The 13,492-nt window shown below is 39.3% G+C and carries 16 protein-coding genes and 1 tRNA gene; 7 read left to right on the forward strand and 10 right to left on the reverse strand.

The features are described 5' to 3' along the window. Positions 1–172: 172 nt before the first annotated feature. The 4 genes from msrA to HYW21_06490 all read right to left on the reverse strand — a co-directional run bounded on the left by msrA (position 173) and on the right by HYW21_06490 (position 3,181). Positions 173–679 carry a peptide-methionine (S)-S-oxide reductase MsrA gene (msrA, locus tag HYW21_06475; GenBank protein MBI2548969.1) on the reverse strand — a complete coding sequence of 169 codons (507 nt, stop codon included), beginning with the start codon at positions 677–679 and terminating at the stop codon, positions 173–175. Positions 680–711: 32 nt separating this feature from the next. Continuing rightward, entirely contained in the window at positions 712–1,365 is a 654-nt protein-coding gene (locus HYW21_06480; protein ID MBI2548970.1) for a KilA-N domain-containing protein, read from the reverse strand. Positions 1,366–1,418: 53 nt separating this feature from the next. After that, positions 1,419–2,147 (reverse strand): hypothetical protein, encoded by a 729-nt coding sequence (locus HYW21_06485; GenBank protein MBI2548971.1) that lies wholly within the window; start codon positions 2,145–2,147, stop codon positions 1,419–1,421. A 203-nt stretch (positions 2,148–2,350) separates the two neighbouring features. After that, entirely contained in the window at positions 2,351–3,181 is an 831-nt protein-coding gene (locus HYW21_06490; protein ID MBI2548972.1) for a hypothetical protein, read from the reverse strand. A gap of 143 nt (positions 3,182–3,324) precedes the next feature. On the opposite strand from HYW21_06490, the gene HYW21_06495 reads away from it, so the two are divergent. Continuing rightward, positions 3,325–4,173: a hypothetical protein gene (locus HYW21_06495; GenBank protein MBI2548973.1), complete on the forward strand. Its 849-nt coding sequence runs from the start codon at positions 3,325–3,327 to the stop codon at positions 4,171–4,173. A 282-nt stretch (positions 4,174–4,455) separates the two neighbouring features. Further along, on the forward strand, positions 4,456–5,514 hold the full coding sequence (locus HYW21_06500; protein ID MBI2548974.1) for a UDP-glucuronosyltransferase: 1,059 nt from the start codon (positions 4,456–4,458) through the stop codon (positions 5,512–5,514). A gap of 37 nt (positions 5,515–5,551) precedes the next feature. On the opposite strand, the gene HYW21_06505 is transcribed toward HYW21_06500, so the two are convergent. The 3 genes from HYW21_06505 to HYW21_06515 are packed head-to-tail and all read right to left on the reverse strand — an operon-like array spanning position 5,552 to position 6,339. After that, positions 5,552–5,950 (reverse strand): hypothetical protein, encoded by a 399-nt coding sequence (locus HYW21_06505; protein ID MBI2548975.1) that lies wholly within the window; start codon positions 5,948–5,950, stop codon positions 5,552–5,554. After that, positions 5,951–6,193, reverse strand: a complete 243-nt coding sequence (locus HYW21_06510; GenBank protein MBI2548976.1) for a hypothetical protein — start codon at positions 6,191–6,193, stop codon at positions 5,951–5,953. It abuts the gene before it with no gap. Beyond that, the gene (locus HYW21_06515; protein MBI2548977.1) at positions 6,193–6,339 is read right to left on the reverse strand and encodes a hypothetical protein; all 147 of its coding nucleotides are present in this window, start codon (positions 6,337–6,339) and stop codon (positions 6,193–6,195) included. The genes HYW21_06510 and HYW21_06515 overlap by 1 nt, the downstream gene beginning before the upstream one ends. 103 nt (positions 6,340–6,442) lie before the next feature. On the opposite strand from HYW21_06515, the gene HYW21_06520 reads away from it, so the two are divergent. The 3 genes from HYW21_06520 (at position 6,443) to HYW21_06530 (ending at position 9,386) form a co-directional block, all read left to right on the forward strand. Then, positions 6,443–7,801 carry a PLDc N-terminal domain-containing protein gene (locus tag HYW21_06520; protein ID MBI2548978.1) on the forward strand — a complete coding sequence of 453 codons (1,359 nt, stop codon included), beginning with the start codon at positions 6,443–6,445 and terminating at the stop codon, positions 7,799–7,801. Between the two features lie 71 nt (positions 7,802–7,872). After that, the gene (locus HYW21_06525; protein MBI2548979.1) at positions 7,873–8,577 is read left to right on the forward strand and encodes a hypothetical protein; all 705 of its coding nucleotides are present in this window, start codon (positions 7,873–7,875) and stop codon (positions 8,575–8,577) included. A gap of 8 nt (positions 8,578–8,585) precedes the next feature. Next, entirely contained in the window at positions 8,586–9,386 is an 801-nt protein-coding gene (locus tag HYW21_06530; GenBank protein ID MBI2548980.1) for an acyltransferase, read from the forward strand. A 3-nt stretch (positions 9,387–9,389) separates the two neighbouring features. On the opposite strand, the gene HYW21_06535 is transcribed toward HYW21_06530, so the two are convergent. Further along, on the reverse strand, positions 9,390–10,904 hold the full coding sequence (locus HYW21_06535; GenBank protein MBI2548981.1) for a hypothetical protein: 1,515 nt from the start codon (positions 10,902–10,904) through the stop codon (positions 9,390–9,392). A gap of 159 nt (positions 10,905–11,063) precedes the next feature. Between HYW21_06535 and HYW21_06540 the strand changes: the two genes are divergently transcribed. After that, positions 11,064–11,196, forward strand: a tRNA-Met gene (locus HYW21_06540). 20 nt (positions 11,197–11,216) lie between these two features. Then, positions 11,217–12,203, forward strand: a complete 987-nt coding sequence (locus tag HYW21_06545; protein ID MBI2548982.1) for a calcium/sodium antiporter — start codon at positions 11,217–11,219, stop codon at positions 12,201–12,203. Here the strand turns inward: HYW21_06545 and HYW21_06550 are convergent. Together HYW21_06550 and HYW21_06555 are read right to left on the reverse strand one after the other, a co-directional pair. Beyond that, entirely contained in the window at positions 12,200–13,303 is a 1,104-nt protein-coding gene (locus tag HYW21_06550) for a hypothetical protein (protein MBI2548983.1), read from the reverse strand. The two genes, HYW21_06545 and HYW21_06550, sit on opposite strands and share 4 nt — an antisense overlap. After that, a partial coding sequence (locus HYW21_06555; GenBank protein ID MBI2548984.1) for a hypothetical protein occupies positions 13,300–13,492 on the reverse strand: 193 nt, incomplete at its 5' end. The genes HYW21_06550 and HYW21_06555, both read right to left, overlap by 4 nt.

Here is a 13,492-nt window from a genome sequence, read left to right on the forward strand (position 1 = left end):
CTCACCACTTTGCCAACAAAACGATCCAGAATAACTCTTCTATAAAAACGCCATTCATCCCCTACCTAAAGGTACCGCTTGCGCACGAAGAATAAGATTCAGTTAGGCGCAAGCTGGGGATTTCTGGCGGGGTTCATTAACAAAGCAATGTAGGTATAACACGAGAAAAACTTTACTTCTTAGCAAATGCATGACAAATAAAGCCTGTAAGCTTGTGCCTCTGGTAATACTGTTGGTGGTACTCTTCGGCTGGATAAAAAACAGCTGCTTTGGTAATCTCCGTAACAATCGGTTGTTTATATCTTCCTGATGTTTCAATTCTTTTTAGAAATTCTTGTGCTTTTTCTTTCTGCTCATTGTTCTGAAAAAAAATAGCAGAGCGGTATTGACTACCAATATCAGGACCTTGTCTGTCTTTCGTTGTTGGATCATGGATATGCCAGAAGGTATCGAGCAATACTTCGTAGGAAATCTTCTGCTGATCAAAGGTTATCTCAACAGCCTCTGCATGGTCAGTTGTGTGAGAACAAACCTCTTCATAGGTTGGATTCTTTGTTTTGCCACCAGTATAGCCAACACGGGTAGCTATAACACCCGGAAGGGTACGAAAGGCTTCTTCAACTCCCCAGAAACAGCCAGCAGCAAAGATTGCTTTCTCGACCTGCTTGTTTTTTTCCATACCTATTCCTAGCTTCTCCTGGTTAATAAGGGTTATGAATCTCTCATATTTCCGTCTAATTTTGAGTTCTGGTTGCTCCACTCTTTTGCCGTTAAGCCAAACAATGCAAGATTTAGAATATCTGCTTCTGTTGCGTAAATCAGGTTTTCTTCATTTTTTGATATTATTTGAGGAATTAAATGCCTTTTGATTGCATCAGTATGGATTTTATAGTTAATTTTTGCAAGATTTCTTTTTATATCCCACCCCAATGCTTTTCTTTCGTTCTCTTCTTCCTTTAATCTCTGGAATTCTTTGATTAAGTATAGCTTAAATTCGACAGATACCCAAGATACAAATTCAAAGGCAATATCTTTATGAGCATATGTTCCTCCGTATCTTCCTGGTTTTGATATGATTCCAATAGCATCTGTCTTCTCCACCCATTGTTTTGACGTTAAGATGAAACTGTTTAATCCTGCCTGTCTTCTAAAGCCATCGAATTCGATGGGATTAAAATGAGGATTATTCACCTTCTCCCATATACCCAAAAACTCTATAGTGTTTCTGTTCCTAAGCCAGTTTTGAATAATGTAGTCACTTCTTTCAGGATCCTTGTATTTGGCAATATCTGTAAGACAGATATAATCTTGATCATTATAAACATAAAAACCAACTTCTTTGTTTAAGACTTTGACTTTGTCCATGTCACACCCGATCTTTCGGAATCATTCCTATTTCAGTTTGCTTGAGTTTCTGTTTAGCCATTCTGTATTTTAGATATTAGTTTCTCTAAAATTTCATATTCATCTCCCCGTGGGAATCCAAATTTATTATTAGAATTATTACAATGGTGAAATAATCTGTCACACAAAAACCAAATCTCTTTCTTATCCAAAACGTTCCCTTCTATCCAATCTTTTATTTTTTTACAGAACTCAATGATGTAACTGTCAATTATTTCCTTCTCTAGTATTGAAGAGAGCAAAAACTGGCTTAAAAAATAACGTGGATATTTCTGTTTAAATTGTCCAAAATTTATAAGAATCTCATCTCTTTTCACGCCAAAACTGTTAGATAATCTCCAGAATATATTCCTATATACTTCTGCAATATCTTGATTGTTTTTGTCTCTTACAATTTTCAATAAATCAAAAGCCCAACAAGCAATTATCCCTGTTGTTTTCTCTATTTTGGTAGGGCAAAAAAGTATATCTTTTCTGGTATCGCTTTGCTGCGAGAGATTATCATTAATTAAATTTGCAATTTCTTGCTTTATGTTACTCTCATCATAATCTTCATTTATCAACAAGCCAACTTTAATGTGCGTTTGCTGCAAATCATGAGTATAGAATGTATAGAATGCACCTGAAATCTCCTGAGATGCTATCTTAGATTGTAAGAGATAGATTAATTTATTAGTGAACCCTCGATTTCTAAGAAGAGTCTCACCTTTCAGGTAATTTTCCCAGACAGCAATAGTTTCCATTTTACTTTATCTCCTTCAGGAAGCATTCAATCTTCTTTTACCTTGACTCTCAGTATCCATTCATGTCTGCGCCGTTCACATCTAAATCATGGAACTGTAACCATTATCCTTGGCATAGATAATAGAAATACTCTCAATTATATAACATTTCTCAGAAAAGTAACCCTTTCACAGGTAAGAAAAACCGAGAAGATTCTAAATACTTATTGGGACTTCTTAAACAGGGTAAATGTATAATTTGGAAGGTTCTCAGAAATCCTGTTGATACGAGATTGGATGTACTGCGCACGAATAAAAGATGATACTGGTAGGGTAAAGGCCATTGGTGCAAGGAGTACAAGAAGCCCAACAAGACCATCGTAACTTCCTTGAGCAGAAGAATAATGGGCGTATCCAATGGTTGCTCCAATACCAAGCAGCGGTCCTAAACCAAAAGCAGAATAACTATACAACCATGATTTCCTCATAAAATGAGTAAACCTCTGTGATCGCGAGGTACCAAGGACTTCATCAATAAGACAAATATTCCTCTCAAGCTCATGCTGATTGTCATAAGAACCATGAATGAGAACTCGACCTTGATATGTTGCAACAAATTGATGAGATGATTCATCTATACCGATGAACCAATGTTTCTCGAGCCTCGCAGTCTTTACATCATAAGGTTTGCATAGTGGATACCTCTGAGAAATTTTTTCATCAGAGATCGGTTGCATTCCATTTTCTTTTGCTAATATTTCTGCGAGACCATCGAGACCGGCTATATAACTCATCTTAAAGTTATAGAAGACTGCATCACCAACCTCCATAAGATCCTCAATAGGCGTTGGATTTACCCACATGGATCCAACAAGCTGTATGAGAAGATTTCCTTTTTCTCGTGGAGTAAGAGGATGAGGCCTTTGGTGAGAATCATCCCTGTTCCAGTGTCCACCGTACTGTAATTGATACCGTTCTAAGGTAACTACCGTTCCTTCAAGACTAGCAACAGGTGGTTCTGCTGGCGACTGAAGTTTTGTAAGCGAATCATCCATTCGATCGTTATATGCTCGATTGTTATATACTCTCTCATTCATCATTAGGAACACGTAAGTAACAATACAGGAGATGACACAAATACCTTTGGTTCACTCTTGTCAACCAAAAGGTTTAAATCACATAGCCCTTTCTTAAGGTTATGGTATTACACCTTTTGAATAACCGACAAGAACAAACCTCAAAAAGTCTCATCATCAACGCCCTTGAGGAACAATGGCCAATGTCATTGAAACAGATCCATTATTGGTTCTTACGGAAACAACACAAAACCATTTCTCGCCAGGCAGTCTTCAAGGCACTTCGCGAATTGGTTGCGCAAGGTATAGTGATAAAAAAAGGGAATAACTATGAACTCGACAAGGAATGGATTCAAGAGATCTGCGAAAAAACCGCTGATCTTTATCTGAGGTATCATCGCAGAACATTTCTCACCAAGCAGGTATCAAAGGAAGATAAATTCCAGGTGTTCAGTTTCAGAAATATCCGTGAAGTGATGAGTTTTATCATGAAAGGTGTTGACAATGCCTGGTTCAATACCAGTGAAGAAAAAAAAGTTTTCATCCAAGTGCAACGTTTATTTCCCTTGTTATTTTCTGCAGAACAGATGGCCTGGATAAAGAGTTTTACAAGAACACATGACTGCTATGTGGCCTGTCGGGGCAAGCAGATCATTGATAGGTTCACACAAAAGTCACTTCAGTCTCTTGGATTTCATATTGTTATTGGACAGCCAAACATAGCAAATTATTCAGATAGCCTTGTCATTGGAAATTGTCTGCTTGAATCACATATTGATGATGTTGATCCGATGAAACCAATGCTTCACCAATTCTATAAACACTTCAAACACTTTCGCTCACTCCAAGATTTTGATCTGCAGAGTAAATTCATGAATCAAAAAGGAGACATACTCGTGATTATTAGTAGGTATCCACAAATTGTGCAGACGTATCGAAAACAAGTTGAGGATTGTTTTTATAATGAGTAAACCGATAGTATCAGCACATTTATGTCAGGACATTATATCCAAAAATGCTTAGTTACGTCCAAAAGAAAGAACATTTAAATATTAAAGTCTCTTTTAAACACCCGATGGCTTTAAGATAAATTATCGAGGAAAAATGAGAATGAGACAGATTAAGCCAAAAAGAGTACGCTTCACTTATTGATTCCATAGGTCTTTTATTGTGCGCAAATAAAAAAGAGCTTCAGAAAAAACTGCAGAATCTATTAGAGGATAAATAAGCACCTATGGATAATTAGGAGAACGATGGCCAAGATTGTGTATGGTATTTGTGGAGAGGGGATGGGACACGTTACTCGAAGTAAAGTTATTCTTGATTACTTATCCAGCAAAGGCCATGAACTCAAGATTATAACCTCAAGCAGAGCATACAACTATCTTCATCCCTCCTATGCACAACAACTCATTAACGTGGAAGGATTTCACTTTATCTATCGAAACAATGAAGTGAGTGATGCAGCTACCTTTTTTCTTAATCTGCAGCGATCACCAAAGTTGATCCTTAGCTTTGTCAAGACCATGAAACTATTACAGGACTTTAAACCAAGCATAGTCATGACAGATTTCGAGCCATACACCTGTCAGGGTGCTATCGTGCTTAAAATTCCCGTCGTTACCATTGATAACGAACACATCCTTACCAAGACTGCAATTGCCTATCCAAAAAATCTTCTCCGTGATGCGTTAAAGGCAAAGGGAGTTGTTCGATTGATGAATCCAAAAGCAACTCATCACCTTATCACGACGTTTTTTTATCCAAAGCTCTTGGCAAGAAATGTAACCTTAGTCCCACCTATCTTACGCAAGCCAATTCTCGACCAAAAACCACGAAAGGGTAAGCATATCCTAGTCTATCAAACTTCGCAGTCAAACACACGACTTTTGCCGACGTTACATCAGATTCCAGAGCAGTTTATTGTCTATGGGCTTAACAAAGAGATGCATGACCAGAATGTAGAGTGCAAACTCTTTAATGAAGAGGAATTCTTTCGTGATTTTTCCCAAGCCAAAGCAGTTATGACGAATGGTGGTTTTAGCCTTATGTCAGAAGCTATCCACTGGAGAAAACCAATCCTTTCTGTTCCTGTCAAGAAACAATTCGAACAGGTCATCAATGCATTATATCTCCAACGCTTGGGATATGGTATGTACCGTAAGACTACTACTGTCGCTGGAATACGTTTGTTCCTCACTAAGCTTGGTTTTTTTGAAAAGAACCTGAAAACGTATCACCGAGAAGGTAATCAGAAAGTGTTTGAGCATATCGATACACTGGTGAAGAGATCAATAGGTGCAAAGTCTTGATAAACAGTTACGGAAGTCAGAAACAAATTGGCCGTTATTACAATGTATGAGCAAGCTCTTTTGTAGAAATAGCATACTTTATTTTGAAGAATCGTGTTTCGTATGTCCAGAGTTTACATCTTTTCGCTAAGCAGAGTGCTAAGAAATCCTCATCTTTGTTATGCCCTTTAAGCAATTCTCTTGCTTGTGTCAGTTGATTCTTATATTCCTCTCGTGGAACAAAGTGAATTCGATTTAGGAGAAGTGATACAACGATGTCAAGTTCATTCTTAGTAAAACATGCCCTTGCACCGATTTCTTCTTTATGTTTCAGAAATTCTTCCTTAAGTTTTTCTGGAGCAAACAATCGTAGTTTTGGATTGAATACTATGTCCACAATTTCTCCTTCGGAGATAAGAATTCTAAAAAAGACGTTTGCATCAATAACTGCTTCCAATCATATCAAGCCTTCTTTTTTGAGCTGCCTATGCATCGATGCTTTCGCCTTTTCAGCAAAGTGGTCAGCATCTTTCTCAGTCAACCTTGATTTTGAAACGATCTTCTTGAATTCCTCAAACTCCCTTGCAAGCTTTGCTCTTTTTAATGCCTCTTCTCGTGCCAACTCAGACCAATTTACCCAAGAAAGGTTTTCCATATCTTTTTTGACTTTGTCTGGGATGGTAAAGGTTACTGACGCCATTATATTTCACCATTTTTTTGAAGCGCCTTAAACAACTCGACCTTCTGTATAATCATACTCCTAAATACCTCACTCCATTTGATCTCTGGAAATTTCTCCATTTCCTTTTTTACTGCATCAGGAATTGAGAGGGTTATTGTTGCCATGGTTCACCTCATGAAATATGTCTATACACAGAAATCTGTTTAAACTTATAAAGCTTTCTACAGTAATCACAATATTTATAAGACAGTTCTCATTATTCAGGGCATGCAAAGCAATAGCAGAATCTTGTTAATCCTCTTTCTTTTCCTAGCAGGTATTTCGCTGGTTATGGCGCAAACGACCACACTTAACGTTGCTAATCCATTCAGCTCAAGCTATGATATCGTCATTACGCTTATCAACCAAGATCCTGATCCTGGAGAACCAGGGCAGTATGTTGATGTCCGTTTTAGAGTTGAAAATCAAGGGACAGAGCCAGGTAAGAATGTAAGTATTGAACTCCTGCCTGCCTTTCCCTTTTCGGTAGTCGGATCTGCACGAAAGGATATTGGTACTCTTGAAGCACAACAGAAAGGATCAGAAGGTGTCGTGGTAAAGTACCGTTTGCGTGTTGATGGTGCAGCCTTAGAAGGAGAGAATCAACTTGAACTCCGCTATCAGGTTATGGAGGGAGGATGGGCCAAGCTTAGCCCATTCAACATTACTATTAAGGCACAGGATGCCATTCTCGCGGTTATGGAAGTAGAGACTGATCCTGATCAAGTGCATCCCGGGGAAAAAGTTAACGTTACCTTAACGCTCCGTAATCTTGCAGCACGAACATTAAAGAATGTCCAGGTAAAATTGGAACTTGACAATGTGCCCTTTGCACCGTTTCATACGACCAATGAAAAAACTATTGTTCGCTTAGGATCGCAAGAGGAGAAAAGTGCTACCTTCACCCTTGTTACTGATCCTGATGCCGCTTCACAAATCCATAAAATCCTCTATAAACTCTCGTATCAAGATGAGCAACAAGTAAGCTATGCGAGAAATGGTACCTTTGGCATGATGGTATATGACAAACCCCAGTTCTTGGTCAACCTTGAGGACTCTGAGGTTTATGAGCAGCTTGATAATGGTAATATTGTGATCAGTCTTTCGAATACCGGCACGAGTACCTTAAAATTTGTCACCCTTGAATTAAAGGAAAGTGCTGCCTATCAAGTGTTATCTGCAAAAAAAGTGTACCTTGGAAATTTAGAGAGCGATGATTACGAGACTGCTGAATTTATGATTCATCCAACAAATGAAGAAAGCCAAAGCATTCCTCTGAACCTTCTGGTTGAATACAAGGATAATTATAACCAGGCATACAATAAAATGGAAGTTGTCGAGTTGCCCATCTATTCCCAAGAAGATGCTGTTCGTTACGGGCTGAAGGAAACAGCAAATACTTCCTTGAGCTATTTCGGCTATGCTTTTGGGATACTCATCCTTGTATTTATGATATTTATGGTCATCAATGCGCTGACCAATCCTTCATTACCATGGTATAAGAAAATCTTATGGGTAATTGTTATTCTCATTCCAGGGATTGGAGCTTTACTCTATTTCTTCATCGCAAGGAAAACAGAACAGTGAGATTTCAGCGTCTCAAAAACAGAGAGAGGAAAATATAAAAGTTTATATAGAACAACCATTCGTTAGTCTCCATGATTACAAAACCAGAACGAACTCCGTCGGGAATTCCTGGTATGGACCAGCTGATGGAAGACGGCTTTGTCAAACGATCAGTTAATTTAATCAGCGGAGGTCCAGGTGCAGGAAAGACTATTTTTCTTCAGCAGTATATCTATTATGGAATTGTAACCTCCAATGAAGCTGGGTTGATTGTTTCTTTTGAAGAAGATGCTGTTCATTTAAAGAAAGATGTCATCCGATTTGGATGGGATATGGATAGCCTTGAACAAAAGGACATGTGTACCTATAGATATTTTCAACCCACAAGCTTGGCTGATATTCAGGCAGAACTCACCAATGCGATCATACAGAAAAAAGTGAAACGGGTTGTCCTTGATTCATTATCTTTACTGACGATGAGCATCAAAGATGCCTACATGATCAGAAAACAGCTCTTTGCCATTATTACGAGATTAAAGAAGCTTGATTGCACGACCCTTATTAGCGCAGAGGTTGCTGGAGAGACGCCGTTAGATATGAGTGGTGGGCAATACAGCCGTGACGGTGTGGTAGAATTTGTGGCAGATGCTGTTATCACGCTGCATAGTAGTGGTTTAGGTGGAGAGGCTGATCGTGCATTACGCATTGTCAAGATGCGTCAGACCAATCATGAACGTGGCCCAGTTCCTATGACGATCAACAAACAGGGTATACAAGTTTTTCCGAATAAAAAATAATTGACACCATGAAAATTGGTTTTCTGCAGTTCAATCCTAAGTTTGGAAAAGTCCACGAGAATAATCAAAAAATTGCGCATTTTGTTTCACAACATACAGCAGACCTGCTTGTTCTACCCGAATTATGTAACACGGGTTATATGTTCAATGATAAACACGAGCTAGGAGGAGTAGCTGAAAAAGTTCCCGAAGGAAAAACAACCCAGACATGGATAAAACTATGCAAAGAAAACAATCTTTTTCTTGTTGGTGGCTTGGCTGAACAAGATGATTCATGCTTTTACAACTCTTCTATCCTAGTTGGACCAAAAGGTTTTATCAGTAAATATCGGAAAATACATCTCTACCTTAATGAGAAGAAACTTTTTACACCAGGAAATTTTGAATTACAGGTATTTCGTGCAGGAGATGCCAACCTTGGTTTGATGATTTGTTTTGATTTTATGTTTCCTGAAGCTGCTCGAGTATTGGCATTACAAGGCAGTGATATCATCTGTTGTCCTATGAACTTAGTATCTCCTCCTTCTCGTGTTATGACGGTAATGAAAGCAAGAGCATTGGAAAATGGTGTGTATGTTATTGCCGTGAACAGAGTTGGCAAAGAACGCGGTCATTGTTTCCAAGGAGGTAGTGAGGTTATAGGACCACGAATGGAAGTGCTAGCATCAAGCACTGATCATGAAGAACTAAAAATAGTGGATATAGATCTCGAAAAAGCAAGAGATAAGAAATACACTCCCCTCAATGATTTACTCAATGATCGAAGAACTGGATACTACAAGAAGATACTCCAGAAAAATAAAAAATAATTCTTACCGGAGTGCATTTACATTTAAGGGAACGTAACCTACAAAGCGATGAATATTACTATCAAATTGATATTGTGAATACCAATCAGTTTTTTCTGCTGCTCGATCAGGTCCACCAGTAATATGCGCTGCGCCAGTAACTCCCATACCTCCAACACTACGGGAGAGTCCTCCCGAGTATAAGAGCCTAGAAGAGTCAATTCCAACAAAGACGTGTTCATGCGTTGCCTTTCTTGGAGGAGGAAACACTTCTACAACACTAATACCAATGGATCCTAAATGGGGATTTGCAAGATCACTGGATGTTTTACCTTTTGCAATTTCAGGCCTGCCTAGTCGAATGTCACTTTCCTTTGCTATCCTGCTGTTATAATATCCGCTTCCAGCAATATAACCGAGGAATTCCATCACAGCTCTGATCCTTGATTCGTACATTATTTTTCCTTGGAGATGAGGATCATCAAAATGGTCTACCAATAATCTGGCTTCGGAACTGACATTTCTATCAAAAATCCTCCCAAACAAAAAAGCAAGGTCACTGATATCCTCTCTATAGAGGCTAGAACCCTCTCTTCCACTTACTATTTGCATGGCGTCTACATGGAATCTGGCAAAATCCACTTCATCCCCTGGCTTCAGATACGTCTTTTCTGCTGTTATCTTTGAAACAGGAAGAGAAGAACGAGTAAAACCACTATAATCTAAGTTGAGTCTTTGAACTCTGACAGGCATCCCGTTAACTGATGGAACAACCATATAGACCTTATCTGGACTTCTATTCTTTATCCGTAAAGAAAGCTTTGATCCTTCTGGCATAAGCACAAATGGATACTTCTCTCGATCTGCTAAAGAAGCATTATAGTACGAACGACCTCCAACGTCAACTGTAGTTGCATCTGCTGACAGTCTCTGTGGTCTTAGGGGATGATCATCACTGAAAACAGTAACTTCTAAGGCATTTTCTAATCCCTGAACTCCAAAAGAAGCACCATCGCGTAAAACAGGGACTCTTATTCCTGCACGAAAACTATCATAAAAACTACGCTCCTGAGCAGCAAGAGCAGCTAGGGGATCCAAGCTTTCCTGAGCTTCTGCAACTGCTTCACGGTTTTCTGGAATAGGGGTGCTGATAAAAACATGAGTCAGGATACTTACCCACGGTAAGTGTTCTGCAATAAAATAGGATTTGGTGTCATCACCATGGATCAATTCAGCGAGATCGTTTCTCAACGAAGCCCTCTCCCTTACCTCAGCAAGCGTAGCACCCATATAGCTCGTTCGAGAAGTCAATTCTAAAAGCTGTTGAAGTAAGTTTCCTTCAGTAGCTAACGCATAAAACCTCTCAAAATGTGTTCTTCGAGCATCAAAGTCAGCAGTAATGCTTGAAACGTCTTCTGTGCTTAAGGTATCACTTTTTCCTGAAGAAGTATACTCATTAAAAGCTGATCCATTAGGAACAACAATCCTCCCTGCGTGAGGGATATTAAGACTACCTCCTCGAGTAACTTCGGTTGACATAAATACGGTAAATCTCTTTCCTTTTTAAACTTTTCTATTGTTACCACCACTGAGAAGGTTCAAGAACATCGATGTTCGCATCATGCACAACAAACAAGCCTTGAACGGTTCTTATTAAAAATCTTTATATATCCTTTAGGATTTCTTTACCTTCATAAAGCCGGTGTAGCTCAGCCTGGTTAGAGCGCTAGTTTCCAAGAAAGCGAAACTCATATGCGTGAGTTTGGGGCAATAGCCTCAAGTTCATGACCGGGTCATCTAGAGGTCGGGGGTTCGGATCCCCTCACCGGCATCTTTTGTAAAAGAGGTCATATGCTGGATATCCTTGTTTTTGCTATCGTGTGCATAGTCAGTGTTATATTACTTACTAAGGGAGCAGTGTACCTTGTTGAGGGGTCAGCAGATTTTGCACGATTTCTGAAGATCAATCCAATGATTATAGGACTTGTTATTGTAGGATTTGGCACCTCTATGCCAGAGCTCATTGTATCTCTTGTTTCAGCGGTTACCGGAAATACTGATCTCTTGCTGGGCAATGTGGTGGGAAGTAACATCGTGAATATTGGCCTTATTCTTGGACTAAGCGCTCTCATCTATCCCCTTGCCATACGAACAAAGACCCTCATGCATGAGATGGCATTTATGATTACAGCTGCATTTCTGTTTCTTATCTTAGGGAATGATTGGTATCTCTTCCGAACAAATGTGTACAGCTTTACCTTGGTTGACGGCGTTATTTTTCTTGTCGGTTTTAGTATATTTATCTATTACATCGTACGATCAGCACAACACCAACGAAAAGCAATTGTTCATGAGTTTTCTGAAGAGTATACCCATACGCACCCTCTTTGGAAAAATATTCTTTTGATGGTCGGTGGCATCCTCATGCTCTTTATTGGTGGACGTTTGTTTATCTATGGTGCAACAGCATTAACAACACTCCTTGGCATTAGTCAAACCTTTATTGGCTTAACACTTGTTGCCCTAGGAACATCATTACCAGAACTCTTTACAACCATTGTTGCAGCAATGAAGAAAGAAACTGACATCGTGGTAGGCAATATTATTGGCAGCAATATCTTTAATATATTCCTTGTCTTGGGCGTTACAACACTCGTTACTGAAATAACCATTAATCCTATGATACTGTTTGTTGATGCACTGATAATGGTGTTTTTTACCCTTCTGTTTATGGTATTTGCTACAACCTATCGAGAGATTAACCGCGTAGAGGGAGGGATCCTTGTTCTCTTATATATCATCTACATGATTTATTTGTTTACCAGTGTGCGTGTCTAAGCGATGGTTTCGTTTTTTGTCTGGTCAATTCGTTGAAAGATACTCAGATTCACCAGACGGCTGAAATTGTCAGTCATTTTTTTCCCTATTCCACGCTCTTCTGTTTCCGTAATGTTGGTTACTTCCTCTTCAATGATCTGCGTTGTTATCAATGGTTCATAATCCCTGGAGTCGTTCTCAGGCGCACTAATGATGTGCTCAGGAGAGTCTTGTGGTTGTTCCACAACTGAAGGTAAGGGCTCGACAGTATCATCAGCGTCATCAAGGGCCCCAATAATAACGGTATCAGTTTCCCAATCACTGGTTAAATCACCATCAAAGGCTTGCATAGTACACGTTACCTCTTGTCGTTCTTGTGTTATTGATGCACTAATCGTGGTATTACAAACAAACTTTCCTGGTGATCCTATTTTCACACATGGAACCTGGCGAAGAGGTTGCTCGGTAAATCCTACAAGATCCTTCTTAAACAAAACCTGAGCATACACCGTCAGCAGATCATCATTGAGATCATACGTTTGGCCAGAGCAGACTAAATCATCATCCGGACCTGGGTTTTCTGGTATTAAGGTAACAGTTATGCGTGGAGCAGCATTCATTTCTTTTGTTGTAATCTCAAGGTTATAGAGTTTTAAATCTGCAGGAGTTGCTGAAAAGAGCAGGAATGGAACAAGACAATAACCCTGATCATCTGGACTGCAGTACGTAAGATAATCCTGGAGCACGGCTGCTATGCCTTGTACGGTTACTGGATCACGGAAGACACCACGTTCAGAAAAGACGGTTGTATTATCAATAGCTAAGGACACGTTCTCTGCAGCAATTTTTTTGAAATAAACACTTCCTTCGAGGAGGTTATAACCAGAACCACTGCCCTGTATGCTTGGAAATTTACTTCCATACAGTTGGGTACTATAGCCATTATACGAACTGCTATTACTCACAAAACTGTTGAGCGTAAACACCACATCATAATTGTTTCCCTGTCCGCTGAATGAAAGAACAGTAGGCAATATGATTAATAGAAGTATAATTCCGAGAATGGTACGCATCGTGTTATTTTTCATGGTAACATAACCTCCTTCCATCGTTGTTTTCATGGTTCTGACGGTTTCCCTTCTATCTTCATGGTTCCATAGATAAGCTGTGCTTTCTTGGGGATCTTGATGGTAACTCTTTGTACTTGGCCTGCCTCAGTAAACACTAAGGTTTTGTTCAGCGAACCATCAGCAAAGACATTAATTACTTGTGTACCTTCAGGCAGGACCTTGACAGGGACATACTGGTGA

It is taken from the genome of Candidatus Woesearchaeota archaeon (assembly GCA_016187565.1).
In the GTDB taxonomy this organism is placed as follows: Archaea; Nanobdellota; Nanobdellia; order Woesearchaeales; family JACPJR01; genus JACPJR01.

Excerpts from the sequence above, each read along its gene's own strand:
- msrA (MBI2548969.1), bottom strand. The coding sequence starts at position 679 with ATGGAAAAAAACAAGCAGGTCGAGAAAGCAATCTTTGCTGCTGGCTGT.
- HYW21_06480 (MBI2548970.1), bottom strand. The coding sequence starts at position 1,365 with ATGGACAAAGTCAAAGTCTTAAACAAAGAAGTTGGTTTTTATGTTTAT.
- HYW21_06485 (MBI2548971.1), bottom strand. The coding sequence starts at position 2,147 with ATGGAAACTATTGCTGTCTGGGAAAATTACCTGAAAGGTGAGACTCTT.
- HYW21_06490 (MBI2548972.1), bottom strand. The coding sequence starts at position 3,181 with ATGGATGATTCGCTTACAAAACTTCAGTCGCCAGCAGAACCACCTGTT.
- HYW21_06495 (MBI2548973.1), top strand. The coding sequence starts at position 3,325 with ATGGTATTACACCTTTTGAATAACCGACAAGAACAAACCTCAAAAAGT.
- HYW21_06500 (MBI2548974.1), top strand. The coding sequence starts at position 4,456 with ATGGCCAAGATTGTGTATGGTATTTGTGGAGAGGGGATGGGACACGTT.
- HYW21_06510 (MBI2548976.1), bottom strand. The coding sequence starts at position 6,193 with ATGGCGTCAGTAACCTTTACCATCCCAGACAAAGTCAAAAAAGATATG.
- HYW21_06515 (MBI2548977.1), bottom strand. The coding sequence starts at position 6,339 with ATGGCAACAATAACCCTCTCAATTCCTGATGCAGTAAAAAAGGAAATG.
- HYW21_06520 (MBI2548978.1), top strand. The coding sequence starts at position 6,443 with ATGCAAAGCAATAGCAGAATCTTGTTAATCCTCTTTCTTTTCCTAGCA.
- HYW21_06525 (MBI2548979.1), top strand. The coding sequence starts at position 7,873 with ATGATTACAAAACCAGAACGAACTCCGTCGGGAATTCCTGGTATGGAC.
- HYW21_06530 (MBI2548980.1), top strand. The coding sequence starts at position 8,586 with ATGAAAATTGGTTTTCTGCAGTTCAATCCTAAGTTTGGAAAAGTCCAC.
- HYW21_06535 (MBI2548981.1), bottom strand. The coding sequence starts at position 10,904 with ATGTCAACCGAAGTTACTCGAGGAGGTAGTCTTAATATCCCTCACGCA.
- HYW21_06545 (MBI2548982.1), top strand. The coding sequence starts at position 11,217 with ATGCTGGATATCCTTGTTTTTGCTATCGTGTGCATAGTCAGTGTTATA.
- HYW21_06550 (MBI2548983.1), bottom strand. The coding sequence starts at position 13,303 with ATGAAAACAACGATGGAAGGAGGTTATGTTACCATGAAAAATAACACG.